This is a genomic window from Kordiimonas sediminis, assembly GCF_014656395.1.
In the GTDB taxonomy this organism is placed as follows: Bacteria; Pseudomonadota; Alphaproteobacteria; order Sphingomonadales; family Kordiimonadaceae; genus Kordiimonas_A; species Kordiimonas_A sediminis.
In genome coordinates, this window is record NZ_BNCI01000001.1 from 417,189 (window position 1) to 436,214 (window position 19,026).

At 51.0% G+C, this 19,026-nt stretch carries 17 protein-coding genes; 4 read left to right on the plus strand and 13 right to left on the minus strand.

The window, feature by feature from the left end; genetic code table 11:
• Positions 1-260 precede the first annotated feature (260 nt).
• Positions 261-785, minus strand: coding sequence for a SixA phosphatase family protein (locus tag IE181_RS01950; RefSeq protein ID WP_191249871.1), 525 nt, complete (start codon positions 783-785; stop codon positions 261-263).
• Between the two features lie 221 nt (positions 786-1,006).
• Here IE181_RS01950 and IE181_RS01955 point away from each other — a divergent pair, with 221 nt between their 5' ends.
• A complete protein-coding gene (locus IE181_RS01955) occupies positions 1,007-3,364 on the plus strand; it encodes a hybrid sensor histidine kinase/response regulator (RefSeq protein WP_191249872.1) in 2,358 nt (785 codons plus the stop codon).
• 31 nt (positions 3,365-3,395) lie between these two features.
• Here IE181_RS01955 and acs read toward each other — a convergent pair whose 3' ends face one another.
• From acs to rpmI, 6 genes are all read right to left on the minus strand, one after another.
• Positions 3,396-5,333 carry an acetate--CoA ligase gene (gene acs, locus IE181_RS01960; protein WP_191249873.1) on the minus strand — a complete coding sequence of 646 codons (1,938 nt, stop codon included), beginning with the start codon at positions 5,331-5,333 and terminating at the stop codon, positions 3,396-3,398.
• Between the two features lie 115 nt (positions 5,334-5,448).
• Positions 5,449-6,444 carry a methyltransferase domain-containing protein gene (locus IE181_RS01965; RefSeq protein ID WP_191249874.1) on the minus strand — a complete coding sequence of 332 codons (996 nt, stop codon included), beginning with the start codon at positions 6,442-6,444 and terminating at the stop codon, positions 5,449-5,451.
• A 139-nt stretch (positions 6,445-6,583) separates the two neighbouring features.
• The gene (pheT, locus tag IE181_RS01970) at positions 6,584-8,977 is read right to left on the minus strand and encodes a phenylalanine--tRNA ligase subunit beta (protein ID WP_191249875.1); all 2,394 of its coding nucleotides are present in this window, start codon (positions 8,975-8,977) and stop codon (positions 6,584-6,586) included.
• Entirely contained in the window at positions 8,974-10,053 is a 1,080-nt protein-coding gene (gene pheS, locus IE181_RS01975; RefSeq protein WP_191249876.1) for a phenylalanine--tRNA ligase subunit alpha, read from the minus strand. The genes pheT and pheS overlap by 4 nt, the downstream gene beginning before the upstream one ends.
• Positions 10,054-10,171: 118 nt before the next feature.
• A complete protein-coding gene (gene rplT / locus IE181_RS01980) occupies positions 10,172-10,531 on the minus strand; it encodes a 50S ribosomal protein L20 (RefSeq protein WP_191249877.1) in 360 nt (119 codons plus the stop codon).
• A gap of 40 nt (positions 10,532-10,571) precedes the next feature.
• On the minus strand, positions 10,572-10,769 hold the full coding sequence (rpmI, locus tag IE181_RS01985; RefSeq protein ID WP_191249878.1) for a 50S ribosomal protein L35: 198 nt from the start codon (positions 10,767-10,769) through the stop codon (positions 10,572-10,574).
• Positions 10,770-10,969: 200 nt separating this feature from the next.
• Here rpmI and IE181_RS01990 point away from each other — a divergent pair, with 200 nt between their 5' ends.
• Complete coding sequence (locus tag IE181_RS01990) at positions 10,970-11,839, plus strand: TraB/GumN family protein (RefSeq protein ID WP_191249879.1); 870 nt, start codon at positions 10,970-10,972, stop codon at positions 11,837-11,839.
• 29 nt (positions 11,840-11,868) lie between these two features.
• On the opposite strand, the gene pyrF is transcribed toward IE181_RS01990, so the two are convergent.
• The 5 genes from pyrF to cmk form a co-directional block, all read right to left on the minus strand.
• Positions 11,869-12,579 carry an orotidine-5'-phosphate decarboxylase gene (pyrF, locus tag IE181_RS01995; RefSeq protein WP_191249880.1) on the minus strand — a complete coding sequence of 237 codons (711 nt, stop codon included), beginning with the start codon at positions 12,577-12,579 and terminating at the stop codon, positions 11,869-11,871.
• 58 nt (positions 12,580-12,637) lie between these two features.
• Positions 12,638-12,991 (minus strand): LapA family protein, encoded by a 354-nt coding sequence (locus tag IE181_RS02000; protein WP_191249881.1) that lies wholly within the window; start codon positions 12,989-12,991, stop codon positions 12,638-12,640.
• Positions 12,992-13,072: 81 nt separating this feature from the next.
• Positions 13,073-13,351 carry an integration host factor subunit beta gene (locus IE181_RS02005; protein WP_191249882.1) on the minus strand — a complete coding sequence of 93 codons (279 nt, stop codon included), beginning with the start codon at positions 13,349-13,351 and terminating at the stop codon, positions 13,073-13,075.
• Positions 13,352-13,657: 306 nt separating this feature from the next.
• Entirely contained in the window at positions 13,658-15,355 is a 1,698-nt protein-coding gene (rpsA, locus tag IE181_RS02010) for a 30S ribosomal protein S1 (RefSeq protein WP_191249883.1), read from the minus strand.
• A 194-nt stretch (positions 15,356-15,549) separates the two neighbouring features.
• Complete coding sequence (gene cmk / locus IE181_RS02015; RefSeq protein ID WP_191249884.1) at positions 15,550-16,239, minus strand: (d)CMP kinase; 690 nt, start codon at positions 16,237-16,239, stop codon at positions 15,550-15,552.
• Between the two features lie 108 nt (positions 16,240-16,347).
• On the opposite strand from cmk, the gene IE181_RS02020 reads away from it, so the two are divergent.
• Positions 16,348-16,767, plus strand: a complete 420-nt coding sequence (locus tag IE181_RS02020) for a VOC family protein (protein WP_191249885.1) — start codon at positions 16,348-16,350, stop codon at positions 16,765-16,767.
• A 10-nt stretch (positions 16,768-16,777) separates the two neighbouring features.
• On the plus strand, positions 16,778-17,458 hold the full coding sequence (locus tag IE181_RS02025; RefSeq protein ID WP_191249886.1) for a phytanoyl-CoA dioxygenase family protein: 681 nt from the start codon (positions 16,778-16,780) through the stop codon (positions 17,456-17,458).
• A 94-nt stretch (positions 17,459-17,552) separates the two neighbouring features.
• On the opposite strand, the gene aroA is transcribed toward IE181_RS02025, so the two are convergent.
• Entirely contained in the window at positions 17,553-18,878 is a 1,326-nt protein-coding gene (gene aroA / locus IE181_RS02030) for a 3-phosphoshikimate 1-carboxyvinyltransferase (RefSeq protein ID WP_191249887.1), read from the minus strand.
• Positions 18,879-19,026: the final 148 nt, after the last annotated feature.

Sequence of the window (19,026 nt, forward strand, 5' to 3'; positions counted from 1 at the left end):
AACACAAACCCCTGAACGCGTTTTATTGTACCATATTCTGGTACAATTAGAAACAGTCACCCCTGTACAGACACCGCAGACCACCATTCCCGTGATCCGCAGGCACACTATTTTCCCCAAAACAGTGGCCCACACAGCAATCTGTTTGGTTAGTAAACACCATTGCCGACTGGACGGCAACTAAGCTTTCGTTAGGTGATACGCAAATGGGAACGCCCAAAGGACGCCTGAAGTCAAAGAGTTATAAGTAACCCGCAGGTTTACATCATTGCATCCAAGTCTTTTGGTCGAACAAAGCGATTAAGCCTGCCCTTGCGAATCGTCAGATCAGCAAAGGAGGAAACCGGCACCTTGATCGCAGACAGGGTGCATGTTGGATATTTGCGGGCCAGGTTAGCCATATCGACCTTTTCACCGTCTTTAACAAGCTGCATAGCCAGATCGTGAATACCAGGGTTATGACCAATCAACAGTACCGAGGCGAAGTCATCAGGCACACCGCGCAGCGTCTGCAACATAGAATGAGACGGTGCCAGATAAAGATCATCCAGAAACTGACAATCCCATCCCCCGTTACAGGCCTGCTTCAGGCGGGCTTCTGTTTCACGGGTACGCGCAGCTGACGAACATAACACCATGTCAGGTTCAATGCCCTGTGCCAGAAAATAACGGCCCATGTCACTGCTGGCCTGCCTGCCGCGTGCGTTCAGGGGGCGACTAAAATCATCCTGTGTCATATCCTCCCAATCGGATTTGGCATGACGTAACAGAAATATCTTTTTCATAAAAACTCTCCCCCCGCGTGAAGCCTGATGTTGGGACACGCTGCACATACTCACCATCCATCAAAATGAACCAGACAAGAAAAAAAGTACAGAAGAGTTGCTACGAATAAGCGACAATCGTCCATATGGCAGGCAAGACTGCTTGTCTAAGTAGATCAAATATCTCATAGTAATAAAAGTTTGACGCGAGGGGGCACGCACCTGCAAAGGTAAGCATGTATATGGGTTTAATGTCAAAAAGCGATGCCCTGAAAACTTTCATGATGTGCACAATGATGATTGTCGCCTATTTCAGCGTCGTCTATCTGGCAGAGTTCTATCTAAAACTGGACGAAAAAAACACACTCTACCAAACACTGCGGACACATTTGACCAACAGTCATACGGCCCTGAAGTCCTGGCATGAAAAACAGCAGAAGGTTGTTCATCAGGTAAGCTTAAATCCTGCTCTTCAGGCCCAAAGTGCTACGCTGTCCAAAATCCGCCAAACCTTGCCGGCTGAAGAACTACGCAGACAACTACAAGTGCATACTTCGCAGGAAACCATTGCGACAACGCTTGCGCCGTGGATTGATACCTATGACGTCACACAATATTACCTGATCTCGCCGTCAGGTATCATACTGGCTTCGTCACTCTCTGACCGCATCGGCAACGACTCCGTTATTGCACGCCGACAACCAGAGCTTTTCAATGATATTTTGAACGGTGACATCAAAATCACCAAGCCCGTTGTTGCCCTCAAACGAGATGGTTCCAGCGAAAAAGCAGCTTACTTATATGCGCTTGCGCCTGTTTTCTCGGCAAATATTGACCGACCAAACGTACTTGCCTTCCAAATTGATGCGGCCGGGTCATATGCCACAAACTTTGAAATCGGGCGGTTTGGCACAACCGGGGAAACCTATGCATTCGATGATGAGGGGCGCTTTTTAAGCGAAAGTCGATTTAAAGAATCTTACCTGAAGTCGCTTGGACTGAACCATCAGGATACAGGCATTCTGGTGACTGTTGCACGCGACCCTTCCAAACGATTTGAGCGGGATGAACTGATAGCACGCATCGATAACGGTCTGACCTACATGGCGGCAAGTGCCGTTCAGGGTGTCTCTTCCGTCAATCTGAACGGCTATAACAATCACCGTGATATTCAGGTGGTTGGCATGTGGCTTTGGGATAGGTCCCTTGGCCTTGGCATGGCAACAGAGATAAGTTTGGAAGAAGCCTTTACTGGCCTGACAACCAGCATGACGTTGATCAAACTACTGGCGTTTGTGGCGTTGGCCGCGCTTCTCTTCACCGTGTTTCAGATACGAAGCTATGCCCGCAAACGAAGTGATCATGAGCTGGCCCTTACCCGCGCACGCGATACAGCTGAACTGGCCAACCATTCAAAATCCGTCTTTCTGTCTTCTATGAGCCACGAATTACGGACACCCCTGAATGCAGTGATAGGCTTTGGACAGATATTATTGAAGTCCAAGGAAATTCTGGACAATGAAGAATTGAAAGACAGTGCCAGAAATATCGTGAACAGTGGTACACACCTGCTGCGCCTTTTGAACGAAGTCTTAGACTTTGCGAAAATGGATGTTGGAGAATTGTCATTTGAGTATGTACCAATCAATGTGCATTCAATCATCGAAGACTGTGTGGCCATGGTCAATCAGGAAGCCACCAATCGCGGCATCAAAATCGTAACAGAACATGACCTGCGTCACCTGCCCGACTTTATCGCCGACGAAACACGCACCAAACAGATACTGGTGAATTTTCTGACAAACGCTGTGAAATATAATTCAGAAAACGGCCATGTTTTTATTCGCGTGGATCACGAGCACGATGAATTACGGTTCAATGTGCGGGATACAGGCAAAGGCATCGATGCCAAAGACCTGAAGCAGGTTTGGGAACCCTTTAACCGTGCCGGCGCAGAGAATACAGATATTGATGGCTCCGGTATCGGACTTGCCTTCTCAAAAAAGATTATCGAAGCCATGGGCGGACAGGTAGGTGCCAGCAGTGTGCTCGGCCTGGGGAGTACTTTCTGGTTCTCTTTGCCACTATCAGAGATCGCTTCCAAAAAAGCTTCAGCCGCCCGGTACGCTGCTGACACTGGCGCAGATCATCTGGAGGAAAGCACAGAAACAGCACCACGGCGTAACTTGAAGACCCTATGCCTGGAAGACATGGTGCTAAACCAGAAAATCATTGCGAAAATGCTGGATCAAAACTTCGACCATGCCACGACATTCTGCTCCACTGGTTCAAGGGGGCTGGACCTGCTGAAAACAGAGACTTTTGATATTATCCTGCTGGACCTTAACCTGCCTGACATGTCTGGCTTTGAATTTCAGGAAACCCTGATCCGTGAAAACCTGGCGCCTGACACGCCGGTTGTTGTCGTCTCTGCAGATGTTTCCAGCACCACCATGGCAAAGGTTCAGGACGCTGGCATCGTCGCCTTTGTCCCCAAACCTATCCGTTTGGCTGATTTATCTCTCGCCATTGATAAAGCACTGGAATTAAAAGAAAAGCCCGACCAGCCCAGTGCTACTTCTATAGCAGTCAAGCAATAGGCGCCGGGCTTTCATACTGTTTCAAATCTGCTTATCTGTTCAACCGCTTTTCAATCAGGCTATCAACAATAGACGGATCTGCCAGTGTGGACGTATCCCCAAGGTTGCTGAATTCATTTTCAGCAATCTTGCGCAGAATGCGCCGCATAATCTTGCCAGATCGTGTTTTAGGTAGCCCCGGTGTGAAATGAATCAAGTCAGGCGTGGCGATCGGACCAATCTCATGCCTGACCCACTGAACCAATTCTTTCCGCAGTTCCTCAGATGGCTCCACCCCGACAGGCGGCGTGACATAGGCATAGATCCCCTGCCCCTTCACATCATGTGGATAGCCTACAACGGCGGCTTCGCTCACTGCCTCATGGGCAACGAGGGCTGATTCAATCTCTGCCGTTCCCATCCGGTGGCCAGATACATTGATCACATCATCGACCCGGCCGGTTATCCAGTAATAGCCGTCTTCATCACGGCGACATCCATCACCGGTGAAATAGGTATTTTTATAAGTCGAAAAATAGGTTTGCTGGAACCGTGCATGGTCCCCGTACACGGTTCGCATCTGCCCCGGCCAGCTATCTGTTACCGCAAGATTGCCAGATGCCGCCCCTTCGAGTTTTTTACCTTCATTATCAAACAGCGCCAATTGCACACCGAAAAATGGACGGGTCGCTGATCCGGGCTTCAGTGGTGTTGCGCCGGGCAAAGGTGCGATCATCACGCCGCCGGTTTCTGTCTGCCACCAGGTATCCACAATCGGGCAACGCTCCTGCCCCACGACATTATAGTACCAAAGCCATGCCTCCGGATTGATCGGTTCTCCCACACTGCCAAGCAATCTTACCGACGACAGGTCCGCAGCTTTGACATAAGAATCGCCTTCCCGCATCAAGGCACGCAGGGCGGTCGGTGCAGTATAGAAGATATTGACCTTATGCTTTTCACAAACCTGCCAGAAACGACTGGCATCCGGATATGTTGGCACCCCTTCAAAAACAAGCGATGTGGCCCCGTTTGCAAGGGGTCCATATACTACATAGCTGTGGCCTGTAACCCAGCCCACATCTGCCGTACACCAGAAAACTTCACCGGGTTTATAATCAAACACATATTGATGGGTCATGCTGGTCCAGACAAGATAGCCCCCCGTGGTGTGCAGCACCCCTTTCGGTGAACCAGTAGACCCAGATGTATAAAGGATAAACAGCGGGTCTTCCGCGTTCATTTCTTCGGGTGGGCAGTCGGCTGAAACGTCTTCCACCGCCTCATGATACCAGATGTCGCGATCTGCAGCCCAATCGATATCACCGCCCGTATGCTTAATCACAAGCGTCTTTTCCACAATCCCGCTGATCGAGATTGCTTCATCAACATTCTTTTTCAAGGGAACTTTCTTGCTGCCCCGCAGGCCTTCATCAGCGGTGATGACAAACCGGGAATCACAGTCTTCAATCCTGCCAGCCAGCGCATCCGGAGAAAACCCACCAAAAACCACCGAGTGAATGGCTCCGGTCCGGGCACAGGACAACATCGCATACACTGCTTCGAGGATCATCGGCATGTAAATGGTAACCCGGTCCCCTTTTTTGACGCCCATTCCCTTCAAGACGTTAGAGAATTTGCAAACCTTTTCGTACAGCTCACCATAGGTTACTTTTTGGGACTGGTCCGGTTCATCCCCTTCCCATATCAGGGCGACATCATTCGCCCTTTCTGGCAGATGACGGTCAACACAGTTTGCACAGACATTCAGGGTGCCATCTTCGAACCATTTGATGGATACATCCCCGCCAAAGTCGGTATTTTTTACCTTGGTAAACGGCTTGATCCAGTCAAGACGCTGTGCCTGTTCACCCCAGAATGTATCCGGGTCTGCCACCGATGCGGCATACATTTCCTGATACTGTTCATCAGTACATAAAGTTACCGCTTTAACGTCCGGCTTTACGCCAATGGTGATAGACTCGCTCATTCTTAGATTCCCCTTCCTGTTAGCGCCACATAATGCAGCGCCAGCCCCTTGTGTGCAAGAGGCAGAACATAACTTTCATTGGGAAATATTAAGGAAAAATCAGATAACGGTAAAATCACCAATCTGACATCATGCCAGGACCAGAATCCTTTTTATTGGCGACAAAGCGCCACAGACGGAGATCCCCACTTTCAAGCATCTTTTTACGGCGCGTCCAATATTCTGCTTCTTTCATCAAAACCTGAATAAGACGGGCACCGTCTTCCTCCTTGGCCAGCTTGGCTGCAACCTTGTCAGCACCCGCCCAGGCTTGATTAATCATGGTGATATATTGATCAGAGATATCCTCTGAGACCCGCACCTGAAGGCGCTTGCTTTTCAAAATCTCTTCATAGTCCGAGGTCAGGATAGGATACGGGTTATAGCGTTCCCCCACTTTCCATTCGCCGTAGCTTTCTTTACCAACCACAGCCTCTGAACTTAGAACATAATCGGTAATCAGGAACAAACCACCGGGTTTCAGCTTTTCTTCAACCTGGCCAATAATTTTGCTTTTATCCTGAATGGTATACAGAGACTCTTTGGCAAGCGCCCGGTCAAAATTCCTTAAGAACCCTTCGTGAACACTCGGATCATACTTGACGATCTCAGCCTTCTTCTCCATGCCTGCCATTTTGGACAGTTCACGCCCTTTGGCGACCATCATATCGTTTTCTTCAAAACCGGTCATCCACACGCCAAATTTATCGGCAAGAACACGGGCACGCCCACCAAGGCCCGCACCGATTTCCAGCATCGACATTTCCGGGCTAAGAGCCAGTAGTTTCGAAAGCGCAACAATATATTCCGGGCCACCCGGACCGCAAAAACCCTCGCCCCATATATACTGAGCAATATTGATAGTGTCCGCATCCCATGGGTCCAGCTCTGATCTGTCCTGCGGTATCGGCGCTGCTTCTTTTTTGGGTTTTTCCTTCGCTGGTGCCGTAGGTTCTTCAGGCATGCGGGCGGCCAGCCGGGAGCGCAGCTCTTCCGGGTCATATCCTTCCCACCATGCAGCAAGCCGCAATTTCAAAGGAAGCTTAACTTTTTTTCCTTTTTGCTTACTCACCCGAAACCTCTAACACCTTGATATTCTAGGTACCCTCTACAAAATCTAATAGTATCCAAGAAGCACAGTCCACAAAAAAAATGACCGGCACCACCAATGCAGTACCGGTCATTCCAGCATTCCCGCCTTGGTTCGCCTTCTAGCTTCTGAGTTGTGCCCCCACCGACTTTTCAGCCGCTGCACAAACCTTCATCGAAATCGCTTCAATATCAGACTCGGAGAATGTCTCCTGATCTGGTTCTAAGTATACGGAAACCGCTAACGACTTCTGGTTGTCCGGAACACCTTTACCTTGATATACGTCGAAAACGTTAACAAATTGGATATGTTTCTTATCGGCGCCGCGAATTGCGCGCACCAGATCCTGTGCAGCCACATCCTGATCAACAAGGAAGGCAAAGTCCCGCTGAACCGCCTGCAGGTTGGAAATGTGAACCGCCCCCTTAGCCGCAGACTTGTTTTTTGCTGCTGGAACACGGTCCAGGAACACTTCAAAACCAACAATCGGGCCTTCAACATCAAGCGCTTTCATCACACGCGGATGAAGCTCACCAAAGGATGCAAGGATATTTTTAGGACCAAGACGCAGCGTACCAGATCGTCCAGGATGGTAATAGTCAGGTGCTTCACTAAACACCTGCAAATTCTCGACAGGGGCACCAATTGCCGCCAGTGCAGTCAGTGCATCAGCCTTGGCATCAAAGACAGAAACCGGGTCGCTTGCACCCTGCCAGCTACGGTCGGATTTTTGTCCGGCCCGGATACCAGCAGCCACCAGAAGCTGACCCTTTTCTGTATCATTTTGATACACCGGCCCCACTTCAAACAAACCAACCACGCTTGCACCGCGGTCACGGTTACGCTGGGCCGCCTCAGCCAGATTCGGCAAAATAGACGGGCGCATGAAATCCAGTTCGCTCGAAATCGGATTATCCACCGTCAAGGCATCATCTTCACCGCCAAAATAACGGGCCAGATCACGGTTCATGAAGGACCATGTCATGGCCTCGTTCAGGCCGGATGAGGCCAGAGCACGTTTCGCTGCACGGGCACGCTTCTGCAGGGTGCTTAGTGTTGACCCTGCCTTATGATCAGTCCGCGGCAACTGTACGGACGGAATGTTATCAAGACCGTGAATGCGCAGTACTTCTTCCACGATATCCGCTTCACCTTCCACATCAACGCGCCAGCTTGGAACTGTCACTGTGTATGGGCCTTCGCCTTCAACGGCGAAACCCAGACGGGCCAGAATTGCCAGGCTCTCTTCGGTTGGCAAATCAAGACCACCCAGGGTTTTCACCCGTTCGCTACGGAAAGAAACCGTCTTGTCCCATGACGGCACTGTTCCGGCCGAGAAAACATCACTGGCTTCACCGCCGCACAGATCAAGGATCATCTGGGTGGCAAGTTCAATACCGTCTGCAACAAATTGAGTGTCAACACCGCGTTCAAACCGGTAGCGCGCATCAGTAATCAACTGATGCTGACGGCCTGTCGTCGCGATTTTCACCGGGTCGAACAGGGCCGCTTCCAGAATAACATCGGTGGTGGTTTCATCGCAGCCGGTGCTTTCACCCCCAACGATACCACCAAACCCGATCAGGCCACTGTCATCGGTAATGGCTATTTCACCACCCTTTGCCGTGTAGGCCTTGTCGTTCAGGGCATCGAAGCTTTCGCCCTCTTTCGCCAACCGTACAACAATGTTTCCAGACAGTTTCTTAGCATCATATACGTGCAGGGGACGACCAAAGCTGAAAGTGATATAGTTTGTCATATCCACCAGCGCACTGATTGGACGCAGACCAATTGCCGTCAAACGGTCCTGCAGCCACTGCGGGCTTGGACCATTCTTCACACCGCGGAAAGCCCGCCCCATGAAATAGGAACAATCCGAATCTGCTTCGTCTTTAATGGCAACAGACACGCTGCTTTTAAAACTTTCAGCCACCTGTGGCACCTGAAGCGGCTTCAGCGTTCCGAGGCCAGCTGCTGCCAGATCGCGGGCAATACCGTAAATCCCCAGACAGTCCTGACGGTTCGGCGTGATTTCAATATCGACCACCGGATTATCAAGCTTGCGATACTCAACAAAAGACATGCCAACCGGCGCGTCTTCTGGCAGCTCAATAATACCGTCATGATCATCACCCAACTCGAGTTCTTTGGCAGAACACATCATGCCAGACGATGCCACACCGCGAATTTTTGCTTCCTTCAGGGTGACATCAAGACCGGGCACATAATCGCCCGGACGACCCAGCACAACCTTGATCCCCTTGCGGGCATTCGGGGCACCACAAACAATTTGCAACGTCTCAGATCCGTTAGAGACAGTGCAGACTTTCAGCTTGTCCGCATCCGGATGTTTCACCGCGTCAACAACTTCGGCAACAGTGAAAGGCGCGAGCGCTTCTGCCGGGTTTTCAACTGTGTCTACTTCAAGGCCGATGGCATTCAGCTTTGCTACAATCTCGTCGATTGACGCGTCAGTGTCTAAATAGTCTTTCAACCAATCTAACGTAAATTTCATGAGCTTAGCCCTCCTGCCAATGTAGGCACATTCAGGGCACTGAACCCATAGTGACGCAACCAGCGCAGATCACTGTCAAACACACTGCGCAGATCATTAATACCGTATTTCAGCATTGCCAAACGGTCGATACCACAGCCAAAGGCAAATCCCTGATATTCGTTCGGGTCCAGATTGCAGGCTTCCAGAACCTTTGGATGCACCATGCCAGAGCCCAGAATTTCCAGCCAGTCATTACCGTCACCAATTTTCAGGGTGCCGCCATCAAAGCTACACTGGACGTCCACTTCCATTGAAGGTTCTGTGAACGGGAAGTAGCTTGGACGCAGACGCAGGGTTACGGCATCCACTTCAAAGAAGGCCTTGAGAAAAGCCTCAAGCGTGCCTTTAAGGTGCCCCAGGTGCGTATCACGGTCGATTACCAGACCTTCAACCTGGTGGAACATCGGGGTGTGCGTGGCGTCCCAGTCGCTGCGGTACGTGCGGCCCGGCGCAATAATCCGGATCGGCGGCTGTTTATTCAGCATGGTTCTAATCTGCACCGGACTTGTGTGCGTGCGCAAAACCTTACGGTTGCCGTCTGCGTCAGGGCGAAGATAAAATGTATCATGGTCCTGTCGGGCGGGATGCTCTTCTGGAATATTCAGTGCTGAAAAATTATGGAAGTCGTCTTCAATATCCGGGCCTTCGGCAACGTCAAAACCAAGATTGGCAAAAATTTCAGCAATCTCGTCCATAACCTGAGAATTGGGATGGATGCGGCCCTGAACACCGTAATCAACCGGCAGGGTTACATCGACACGTTCACTGGCAAGACGCGCGTTCAATGCCGCTTCTTCTAATATCTCTTTACGGGCAGCCAACATATCAGCAACGTCGGTTTTCAAACCGTTCAGCGCTGGCCCCATCACCTTGCGCTCATCCGGGCTCATACCGCCAAGGCCCTTCATCAGCCCCGATACGCTACCTTTTTTTCCCAGGCTGGCGACCCGAACCTGTTCGAGTGCGTCGAGATCAGCAGCAGCAGCAATTGTGCTTTCCAGCTCCTGACGTAATGTATTGATTTGTTCCAGCATATTGCCCCGATTTCCTGAACATTACTTCCAAATGTGTTTCGCAAATAAAAAAGGAGGTCTCGCCAAATGGCAAGACCCCCTTCACTAATTTTTGTGTGCGGACGATCCGCAGCAGCACTTATTTCGCGAGGGCGGCCTTAGCCTGATTCACGAGTGCTTCAAAAGCTGCCGGTTCATTGATAGCAAGATCAGACAGAACTTTTCTGTCGAGCTCTACACCAGCAAGGCTCAGGCCATGCATGAACTGACCGTATGGCAGACCGAACTGACGGCTACCGGCGTTGATACGCTGGATCCAAAGTGCACGGAATGTGCGCTTGCGAGCCTTACGGTCACGGTATGCGTACTGACCGGCTTTCTCAACTGCCTGACGGGCAACTTTAATAGTATTCTTACGACGACCCCGGTAGCCTTTAGCTTCCTCGAGGACTTTCTTGTGACGAGCGTGTGATGTCAAACCGCGCTTAACACGAGCCATGATATATTCTCCTTAACCTGTAATCTTAATGTGCCCGGTGTTAACCGTATGGCATGAATTTCTTGACGATTTGCGCATCACAATCGTTAAGGATTGTAGTACCACGCAGGTTACGGATCTGTTTGTTCGTGCGCTTGATCATACCGTGCTGTTTACCAGCCTGGTTACCGCGGACTTTGCCTTTTGCGGTCAAGCTAAAGCGTTTTTTCACGCTGGACTTCGTCTTCATTTTGGGCATTTGCTTTCCTCATTCTTTAAGGTTGCTCTCAAAAACGGCCACGGCAGCCCTTAATCGGCCGGACCATTCGTTCGAAGACGGGTGTATACCGGCGCAGCCGTTTAATTTCAAGGAGTTTTTGTCCTTTTCGCATTCAGTTAAGCCTTGATAGCACACACCTTGCATGGAAAGATGCGGATGAAAAATCAAGGACAGCGAGAATGAAGCAAGTAAAATCCCTTATCATATTGTTTTTTATTAGTATTTTCAGCACATCCGCCGTCACGGCATCAAGTCCGGCCCTATGGATGTTTGGCGATGAAGATACCAAAATTTACCTATTTGGCACTGTTCACATACTGGAAAAAGATGCCGCCTGGGGTACGCCTGCACTGAAAACTGCCTTTGACACGGCTGATGCGCTGATTCTTGAAGTCAGCGAAGAAGAGCTGAAAAAAGCGGCGCCACTGATGGCCGCAGCAGGCAAACTGCCTGCGGGTCAGACACTGCGCACAACCCTCGGAGACGGTCTATATAGCGATGTTTCCCGACAGATTGGTGCCCTGAACCTGCCGCGCAATGCGTTCGATCAGGCGCGCCCATGGTTTGCAACACTGTCGCTGGGTGTGCTTTCCACAGTACGGGCTGGTTTCGACCCAAACATGGGCGCCGACCAGATGCTGCTGCGCATGGCAAAAACCAAGGGCAAACCAGTCTATGGTCTGGAAACTGCCGAACAGCAGGTAGCAATTTTTGCACAGTTCTCGCCAGCTGAGGAACGTCAGTTTGTCATTGATAGCCTGTCTCAATTACAGGACATTGCCACCCACACCAAAAATCTGCAAAACGCGTGGTTAAATGGGGATGTTGATACCCTCGATACCCTGGTGAACGGCGCCATGGAAACAACGCCTGAGTTCGCAAAACGCGCCCTGGAAGACCGTAACCGCGCATGGGCTACGATACTCGCGGACAACCTGCAATCGCCGGGCACGTTCCTTGTCGCGGTTGGTGCCGGCCACCTTGTTGGTGATAAATCCGTTCAGGTCTATTTAAATGATGCGGGGATTACAGTCAGCCGCATTCAGTAGCGCCTGACCAAATCTGCCCTATGTGATGATCAGGCCAGGCTGTCGGCAATTGCGCGGGCAGCGGCCACTGGGTCAGATGCTTCGGTGATCGGCCTGCCAATTACCAGCACATCGGCCCCGTTAGTAACCGCTTCCTGCGGGGTCATCACCCGTTTCTGGTCCCCTGCTGCACTACCGGCTGGGCGTATGCCGGGGACAATCAGCTTAAAGGACGGATTTGTTACAGCACGGGCAAGGCTGATTTCCTTCGGGCTGCACACCATGCCGTCCAAGCCGCTATGGGCGGCAAGTGACGCCAGACGCGCAACCTGATCGCCAACACTGTCAGACACACCAATGGCCTGCAGGTCAGATTGGTCCAGGCTTGTTAAGATGGTCACCCCTACGACCCACGGCGTGGGCACGCCGTTTTTTGCAGCCTCTTCCTTCGCGGTTTCAGCCGCACGGCGCATCATCTCAGGACCACCCTGCGTATGAATAGTCAGAATACGCGGCGCAAGCGGTGCAACTGACCGAATGGCGCCAGCAACCGTGTTCGGGATATCGTGAAACTTTAAATCCAGAAAAATCGGCATCCCGACCTCGGACACCTTTTTAAAGCCTTCTGCACCGCAAGCACAGTAAAACTCCAGCCCCAGCTTCATACCGCCAACAACCCCCTTTAATTCACGGGCCAAAGCAACAGCCTGATCGGTGTCAGTGGTATCAAGGGCGCAGAATATTCTATCGGAAGGTTTCATTGATCAGTTCCTAGCTAGTGCGGGCAGAGGTAGGGACAGGTTCCCGTCCAGCCTTCTATTAACGCGGTCCGGTTCCGGCTTCCAGCCTTTTATGACCTTCTTCTGCACGTCTGGTATGTGCATCCTCGGACATTTCTGTGACCTGTTTCTCCAGTTCCGTGGCCCGGCGCTCTGCTTTCCGGCGCTGAGCAAACCCGCGCAGACGAAAATAACTGCTGACACTCGCGGCCACCAAAAGTCCGAGAAATATGCCGGCGAAAAGAACCAGATACACAGGCAGAGCTACCAGCGTATCAAAAGGATAAAAACCTATGTCGACAACCGATCGGTTGCTGACGGAAAATACCACCAGCACTAGCGCGGTCAGCACCCAGAAGCTTCGTTTCAAAATAAGTGACAAAGATTGGAGCACGGCAAATATCCAAACGGGTTATAGATGCCAGAATCATAAACGCCCGAAGGCGGGCGTTCAAGAATTTAGAAGAGAAAGAGTTTAGGAGTTTAACCGTTCCCGGAGATCCTTACCGGTTTTAAAGTAAGGGACACGCTTTTCTTCAACATGAACCTTTTCTCCGGTGCGTGGATTACGGCCTGTGCGTGCAGGGCGTTCCTTGACCGAGAATGCACCAAACCCACGAAGCTCCACCCGCTCACCCCGGGCAAGCGCCCCGGTAATCTCATCAAAGATAGTGGAAACCAGACGTTCTACGTCACGGTAAAACAAATGTGGATTAGCTTCTGCTATTAGTGTGATCAGTTCTGACTTGATCATATGTTTCCTCCCGGGGGTATGGAAATCTACCTTGAGCACTCATTTCCAAATACTCTGTTAACGCAAAAAGTGCCAGAGCATCGGCAAAGCGTCAAGATAACTAGTTCATTCAACACGGTTTTTCTGCAGATTTATGCATTTCTTGGCACTTTTAGGCCCAAATTGGCCCAAATATCACAAAAAATTTAACTCGCAACACCAGAATCACCGCCCTTAAAACGAGAATCAGAAAAAGCCGCCCCCACGAAAGGGACGGCTTTTCGAAATGTTTCTAACTGATTCTATCAGTTCGCAGACCGTATGGTCTTAGTCCTGCTTTGCTTTTTCAAGAGCAGCACCAAGGATATCACCAAGGCTTGCACCGCTGTCAGTAGAACCATACTGCTCAACAGCAGCTTTTTCTTCTGCAACTTCCAGCGCCTTGATAGACAGGTTCACACGACGGCTACCTTTATCAACGCCAGTTACCTGTGCATCAACCTTATCGCCAACAGCAAAACGCTCTGGACGCTGGTCAGCACGGTCACGTGCAAGATCACCACGACGGATGAACGCGCTAACGCCGCTGCCTTCTACTTCAACTTCAAGACCATTTTCAGTCACTGCAGTTACAGTACAAGTTACAGTCTCGCCACGCTTCTTGGAAGATACGTTTGCAAACGGATCACCACCAAGCTGCTTGATGCCAAGGCTGATACGCTCTTTGTTAACGTCAACATCAAGAACAACTGCTTTAACAGTATCGCCCTTGTTGTAGTCCTGGATGCTCTCTTCGCCAGACTTTTCCCAGTCCAGATCAGACAGGTGCACCATACCGTCAACATCGCCTTCAAGACCGATGAACAGACCGAATTCAGTGATGTTCTTGATCTCGCCTTCGATTTCAGTGCCTTGTGGGTGCTTGGCAGCAAATGCTTCCCAAGGATTGTCCGCACACTGTTTCAGGCCAAGGCTGATACGACGCTTGCTCTGGTCCACTTCAAGAACCATTACTTCAACTTCCTGAGAAGTGGAAACGATCTTGCCTGGGTGAACGTTCTTCTTAACCCAGCTCATCTCACTTACGTGAACCAGACCTTCAACACCGCTTTCAAGCTCAACAAACGCACCGTAGTCAGTGATGTTTGTAACAGTACCGTTCAACTTCGCACCGATTGGGAAACGCTCTTCAATGCCAGACCATGGGTCAGCTTCAAGCTGCTTCATGCCAAGGCTGATGCGCTGTGTCTCAGGGTTGATACGGATAACCTGTACTTTAACAGTTTCACCAACAGTCAGAACTTCTGATGGCTGGTTAACCCGGCGCCAGGAAATGTCTGTAACGTGGAGAAGACCGTCGATACCACCAAGGTCAACGAAGGCACCGTAATCAGTGATGTTCTTAACAACACCGTCAACTGCATCGCCTTCTTTCAGCTTGCCCATCAGTTCAGCGCGCTGTTCCGCACGTGACTCTTCAAGAACAGCACGACGGGAAACAACGATGTTACCACGACGGCGGTCCATTTTCAGGATCTGGAATGGCTGGCTGATGTTCATCAGTGGCGTAACGTCACGGATTGGACGGATGTCAACCTGGCTGCCCGGCAGGAACGCCACAGCGCCGTTAAGGTCAACAGTAAAGCCACCTTTAACGCGACCAAAGATAACGCCTTCAACGCGCGCATCGCCTTCAAGAGCTTTTTCAAGCTGCTCCCAGCTTTCTTCGCGGCGTGCTTTATCACGGCTAAGGATTGCTTCGCCCATCGCATTTTCAACGCGCTCGACGTAAACTTCTACCTCATCACCGGCTTTGATTTCTGCAGGCTTACCTGGTGCACCAAATTCTTTGAGAGGAATGCGACCTTCAGCCTTAAGGCCGATGTCAACAATCGCAAAATCACTTTCGATGGATACTACTGTACCCTTAACAACTTGACCTTCAAAGCCACCTTCGGCTGGAAGGGTTTCATTGAGAAGCGCCTCAAAATCAGAGAGGCTAGGCATATTTGCCGCTTCACTCATAGGATAGTCCTTTCGACATATATTTGTTTTTCTGCCAGCCGGTTGGCTCCGGCGGTCTGACATGTGGTGAAATCAGGGTGGGACCATCCCAGCCCTTTCACGTTGACCACAAGCCTCATTCTCCAAGCAAAAAATACCCTTTCCCTTTTCCGCAATGGAGGAAAGGAGAAAAAGATCACACAAGGATCATCAGGTTATTGGGACGCCAGCGCCTTTTGTACCAACGCTTTCGCCCTTAAAAACACTGCGTCTATATCCAAATTGGTCGTATCAAGCAAGAGGGCATCTTCAGCAGGCTTGAGAGGTGCGTCTTTTCTGCCACTATCGCGGGCATCCCTAGCCTTCACATCTGCGAGTATTTCACCGAAATCCACCGCTTGTCCTTTGGCCAAAAGCTCGTCCGTTCTGCGTCTTGCGCGTTCTTCCGGACTTGCTGTTACAAAGAGCTTCACTGGCGCGTCCGGGCACACAACCGTACCGACATCACGACCGTCCAGGACAGCACCTGCCTTATCATCAGGCGGGTGCTGCGCAAAATTTCTTTGAAATTCCAGCAGGTTAGATCGAACCATCGGCATAGCCGCCACAACAGAGGCTGCCCCGCCAGTCGCTTCATCACGCAGTGCAGGGTCACTTAACAGGGCCGGTGCCAGATCGGCCGACGCCGCGACCGCAGCATCCTCATCCGCGGGATCAACCCCTGCCCGCAACAGGCTAAGCCCCACCGCACGGTAGAGCGATCCTGTATCAAGATAGGCAAAATTAAATTCCCGCGCTAAACGGCGCGCCAACGTACCCTTGCCTGCCGCTGCAGGCCCATCAATCGCAATAATCACGCGAATCACCCTGTTTAAACAATCCTGGCCTTTATACGGGCTAATCATCCCGACCGCCATCACCGTCTATGTGCCACGCCCCTGAAATTTTGACAAGCTTGACACCGGCAGAAAGCTGCGCAATCATTCGAACAAATCAGGAACAGGAGCCTCGTCATGTCAACCGTCACAACAACCAGTTTACATGTTAATATCCCGGTTGCAGAGATAGAGCCTTCCTTGCCCTTCTGGGAAGCCGTCGGCTTTACCGTCACTGATAGCGTGCCTGTTGACGGACCGGACGGATCCGGCCCTCTGGGTTTTGCCATAGTATCCAACGGGTCACATCACTTTATGCTGCAATCTGTCGCCAGCATCGAAGACGATCTGGAAATTTTCGGCGGCAAGGACCTGACAGCGAGCCCCGTTCTTTTGTACCTTACCGTTGAAGATATTGATGCAGTTGCCAATGCACTGGCTGACTATCCTGTGGTCTTACCGCGCAGAGACACGTTCTACGGCGCTACTGAAATTGGCTATTTCGCACCAGACGGCACGCAGGTAACCTTTGCACAGTTCAACACGCAAGATACCTGAAAGCTCAAGCATGCAGCATTCCCTTACGCAGTTTGCCAAGACTGGCTTTGAAGTTATCCCTGACTTCCTTTCTAAACAGCAATTGGAGCAGGCTAGAGAAATACTAAAGCCCTTTAGCCTGGACCAAGGCCGAGGGGGCGTACGCAACATCCACCAGAGCAGTGCAGCAACATTAAACCTAATCAAAAACTTAGGCTTCGAGGCCATAGCACGCAGCTATCTGGGTGATACTCCACACCTTGTCCGGTCCATATTGTTTGATAAAACAGCCCGGAATAACTGGACCGTTGCGTGGCATCAGGACAGAACAATTGCAGTAAGTGGCATGCAAGAGCTGGAAAACTGGGGACCATGGACAGTGAAAGCTGGAGTTATTCATGTGGAACCACCGCGTAGCGTCCTCGAGAGCATGATAACATGCCGCTTGCATCTGGATGATACCAACACCGAGAACGGCTGCCTGCGCATGCTCGCTGGCAGCCATAACGAGGGTATTTTAACAACCGAAGACATCAAAGAGCTTCTTAAAAACAATGAGCCTGTTGAACTTGAGGTTGCTGCAGGTGCCCTTATTGTGATGCGACCTCTCTGTTTACATGCGTCCAGAAAAGCCAGTAACCCATCAAGCAGACGGATTTTGCATCTTGAATTTTCCAGCGCCGAGTTGCCATCAGGAATATTCTGGAACTAAAACATCAGGCAACAAGACGTGCAAGCTGTCACGAAACCGGTTGAGGCATCAAAATACGCCCAAATGCATTCCGGGGCTTTCCTGAAGCCAACATTTACGCCTGCAGGCTAAGCCCTGCACCCAAGTCAGACATAAGGGATACAAATGTCGGAAAACTTGTCTGAATTGGCGAGGCATCATCAATGGTAATAGGCTTTACTGCCATTTGTCCAAGCACAGCAAAGCTCATGGCGATACGGTGATCAAGATGGGTTGCAACCTCTGCCCCGCCCGGCACCTTGCCGCCGCAGCCAGTTACCTTCAGACCATCTTCCAATTCTTCAACCTGCACTCCGTTTGCTGCAAGCCCGGCGGCCATTACCGCGATACGGTCCGATTCTTTAACCCGCATTTCTTCAAGACCGGTGAAAACACTCTCCCCTTCTGCGACAGCTGCCGCACAAAACAGAACAGGAAATTCATCAATCATTGTGGACGGATCAACCGGCAGGCTTGAAATACCTTTAAGGGCAGCCCCCCTGACATGCAGATCTGCCACCTCTTCCCCGCCAACGGTCTTTGCATTCAGAATGTCGATATCAGCGCCCATTGCCTGGAGTGCAGCAATGATCCCTGTACGCAAAGGATTCATTCCAACATGCGATATCATCACGTCTGCACCGGGGATGATGCTGGCTGCAACCAGAATGAAAGCCGCGCTGGAGATGTCTCCCGGTACGATAATCGAGATAGGCTGCAACTCTGGCTGGCCCACCAGTGTAATGGTGCGCCCTTGCCCGTTTTCCTCCACAGTAATGTCCGCCCCCATCGCTTTCAGCATCCGTTCGGTATGATCGCGAGTCGATACTGCCTCGCGCACTATGGTGGTGCCCGGCGTGTTCAACCCTGCCAAAAGTACGGCACTTTTCACCTGCGCGCTGGCCATCGGTGTTGTGTAATCAAGCGGCAGCGGCATTTTCGCCCCTATCTCCGTTACAGGCAACCTGCCCCCCTCTGACGCCACAAACTGCGCCCCGACAGACATAAGCGGGTTCATTACCCGGCTCATCGGACGGGACCGCAGTGATGCATCGCCCGTCATCATCACTGTAATATCATGGCTGGCGATAAGCCCCATCAAAAGACGGGTCGACGTCCCGGAGTTGCCAAAATCCAGAACTTTGTCGGGAGACGTCAGGCCGCCAACGCCAACACCCCACACAGACCAAGACCCATCTGCCTGTTTTTCCACCCGCGCCCCCATCGCCCGCATGGCATCTGCGGTGGCAAGAACATCTTCGCCTTCGAGAAGGCCCACGATCCGGCTTTCACCAACCGCAAGGGCCGGAAGCATGATAGAACGGTGAGAAATAGATTTGTCTCCGGGGACAGAAATTTGTCCCTCAAAGGCAGTGAAAGGGCTTGTTAATAGCTTTGGCACGTAAAAAAATCCACTTTAAGGTCGAATCAATTCAGTAAATCTTTGACAGTTGACGGTGTTCATGGCAAGTGAAGCGCCGAATATTTATCGAATCGCTGGCATTATAAAGCGGACTGTAGAATACTTTCTATTCCATGCCCGCAAAAAA

Coding starts and splice junctions, on each gene's coding strand:
- IE181_RS02020 (WP_191249885.1), top strand. CDS start 16,348: ATGTCAACCGTCACAACAACCAGTTTACATGTTAATATCCCGGTTGCA.
- IE181_RS02025 (WP_191249886.1), top strand. CDS start 16,778: ATGCAGCATTCCCTTACGCAGTTTGCCAAGACTGGCTTTGAAGTTATC.
- rpmI (WP_191249878.1), bottom strand. CDS start 10,769: ATGCCCAAAATGAAGACGAAGTCCAGCGTGAAAAAACGCTTTAGCTTG.
- pheT (WP_191249875.1), bottom strand. CDS start 8,977: ATGAAATTTACGTTAGATTGGTTGAAAGACTATTTAGACACTGACGCG.
- rpsA (WP_191249883.1), bottom strand. CDS start 15,355: ATGAGTGAAGCGGCAAATATGCCTAGCCTCTCTGATTTTGAGGCGCTT.
- IE181_RS01990 (WP_191249879.1), top strand. CDS start 10,970: ATGAAGCAAGTAAAATCCCTTATCATATTGTTTTTTATTAGTATTTTC.
- rplT (WP_191249877.1), bottom strand. CDS start 10,531: ATGGCTCGTGTTAAGCGCGGTTTGACATCACACGCTCGTCACAAGAAA.
- pheS (WP_191249876.1), bottom strand. CDS start 10,053: ATGCTGGAACAAATCAATACATTACGTCAGGAGCTGGAAAGCACAATT.
- IE181_RS01950 (WP_191249871.1), bottom strand. CDS start 785: ATGAAAAAGATATTTCTGTTACGTCATGCCAAATCCGATTGGGAGGAT.
- cmk (WP_191249884.1), bottom strand. CDS start 16,239: ATGATTAGCCCGTATAAAGGCCAGGATTGTTTAAACAGGGTGATTCGC.
- IE181_RS01955 (WP_191249872.1), top strand. CDS start 1,007: ATGGGTTTAATGTCAAAAAGCGATGCCCTGAAAACTTTCATGATGTGC.
- IE181_RS02005 (WP_191249882.1), bottom strand. CDS start 13,351: ATGATCAAGTCAGAACTGATCACACTAATAGCAGAAGCTAATCCACAT.
- acs (WP_191249873.1), bottom strand. CDS start 5,333: ATGAGCGAGTCTATCACCATTGGCGTAAAGCCGGACGTTAAAGCGGTA.
- pyrF (WP_191249880.1), bottom strand. CDS start 12,579: ATGAAACCTTCCGATAGAATATTCTGCGCCCTTGATACCACTGACACC.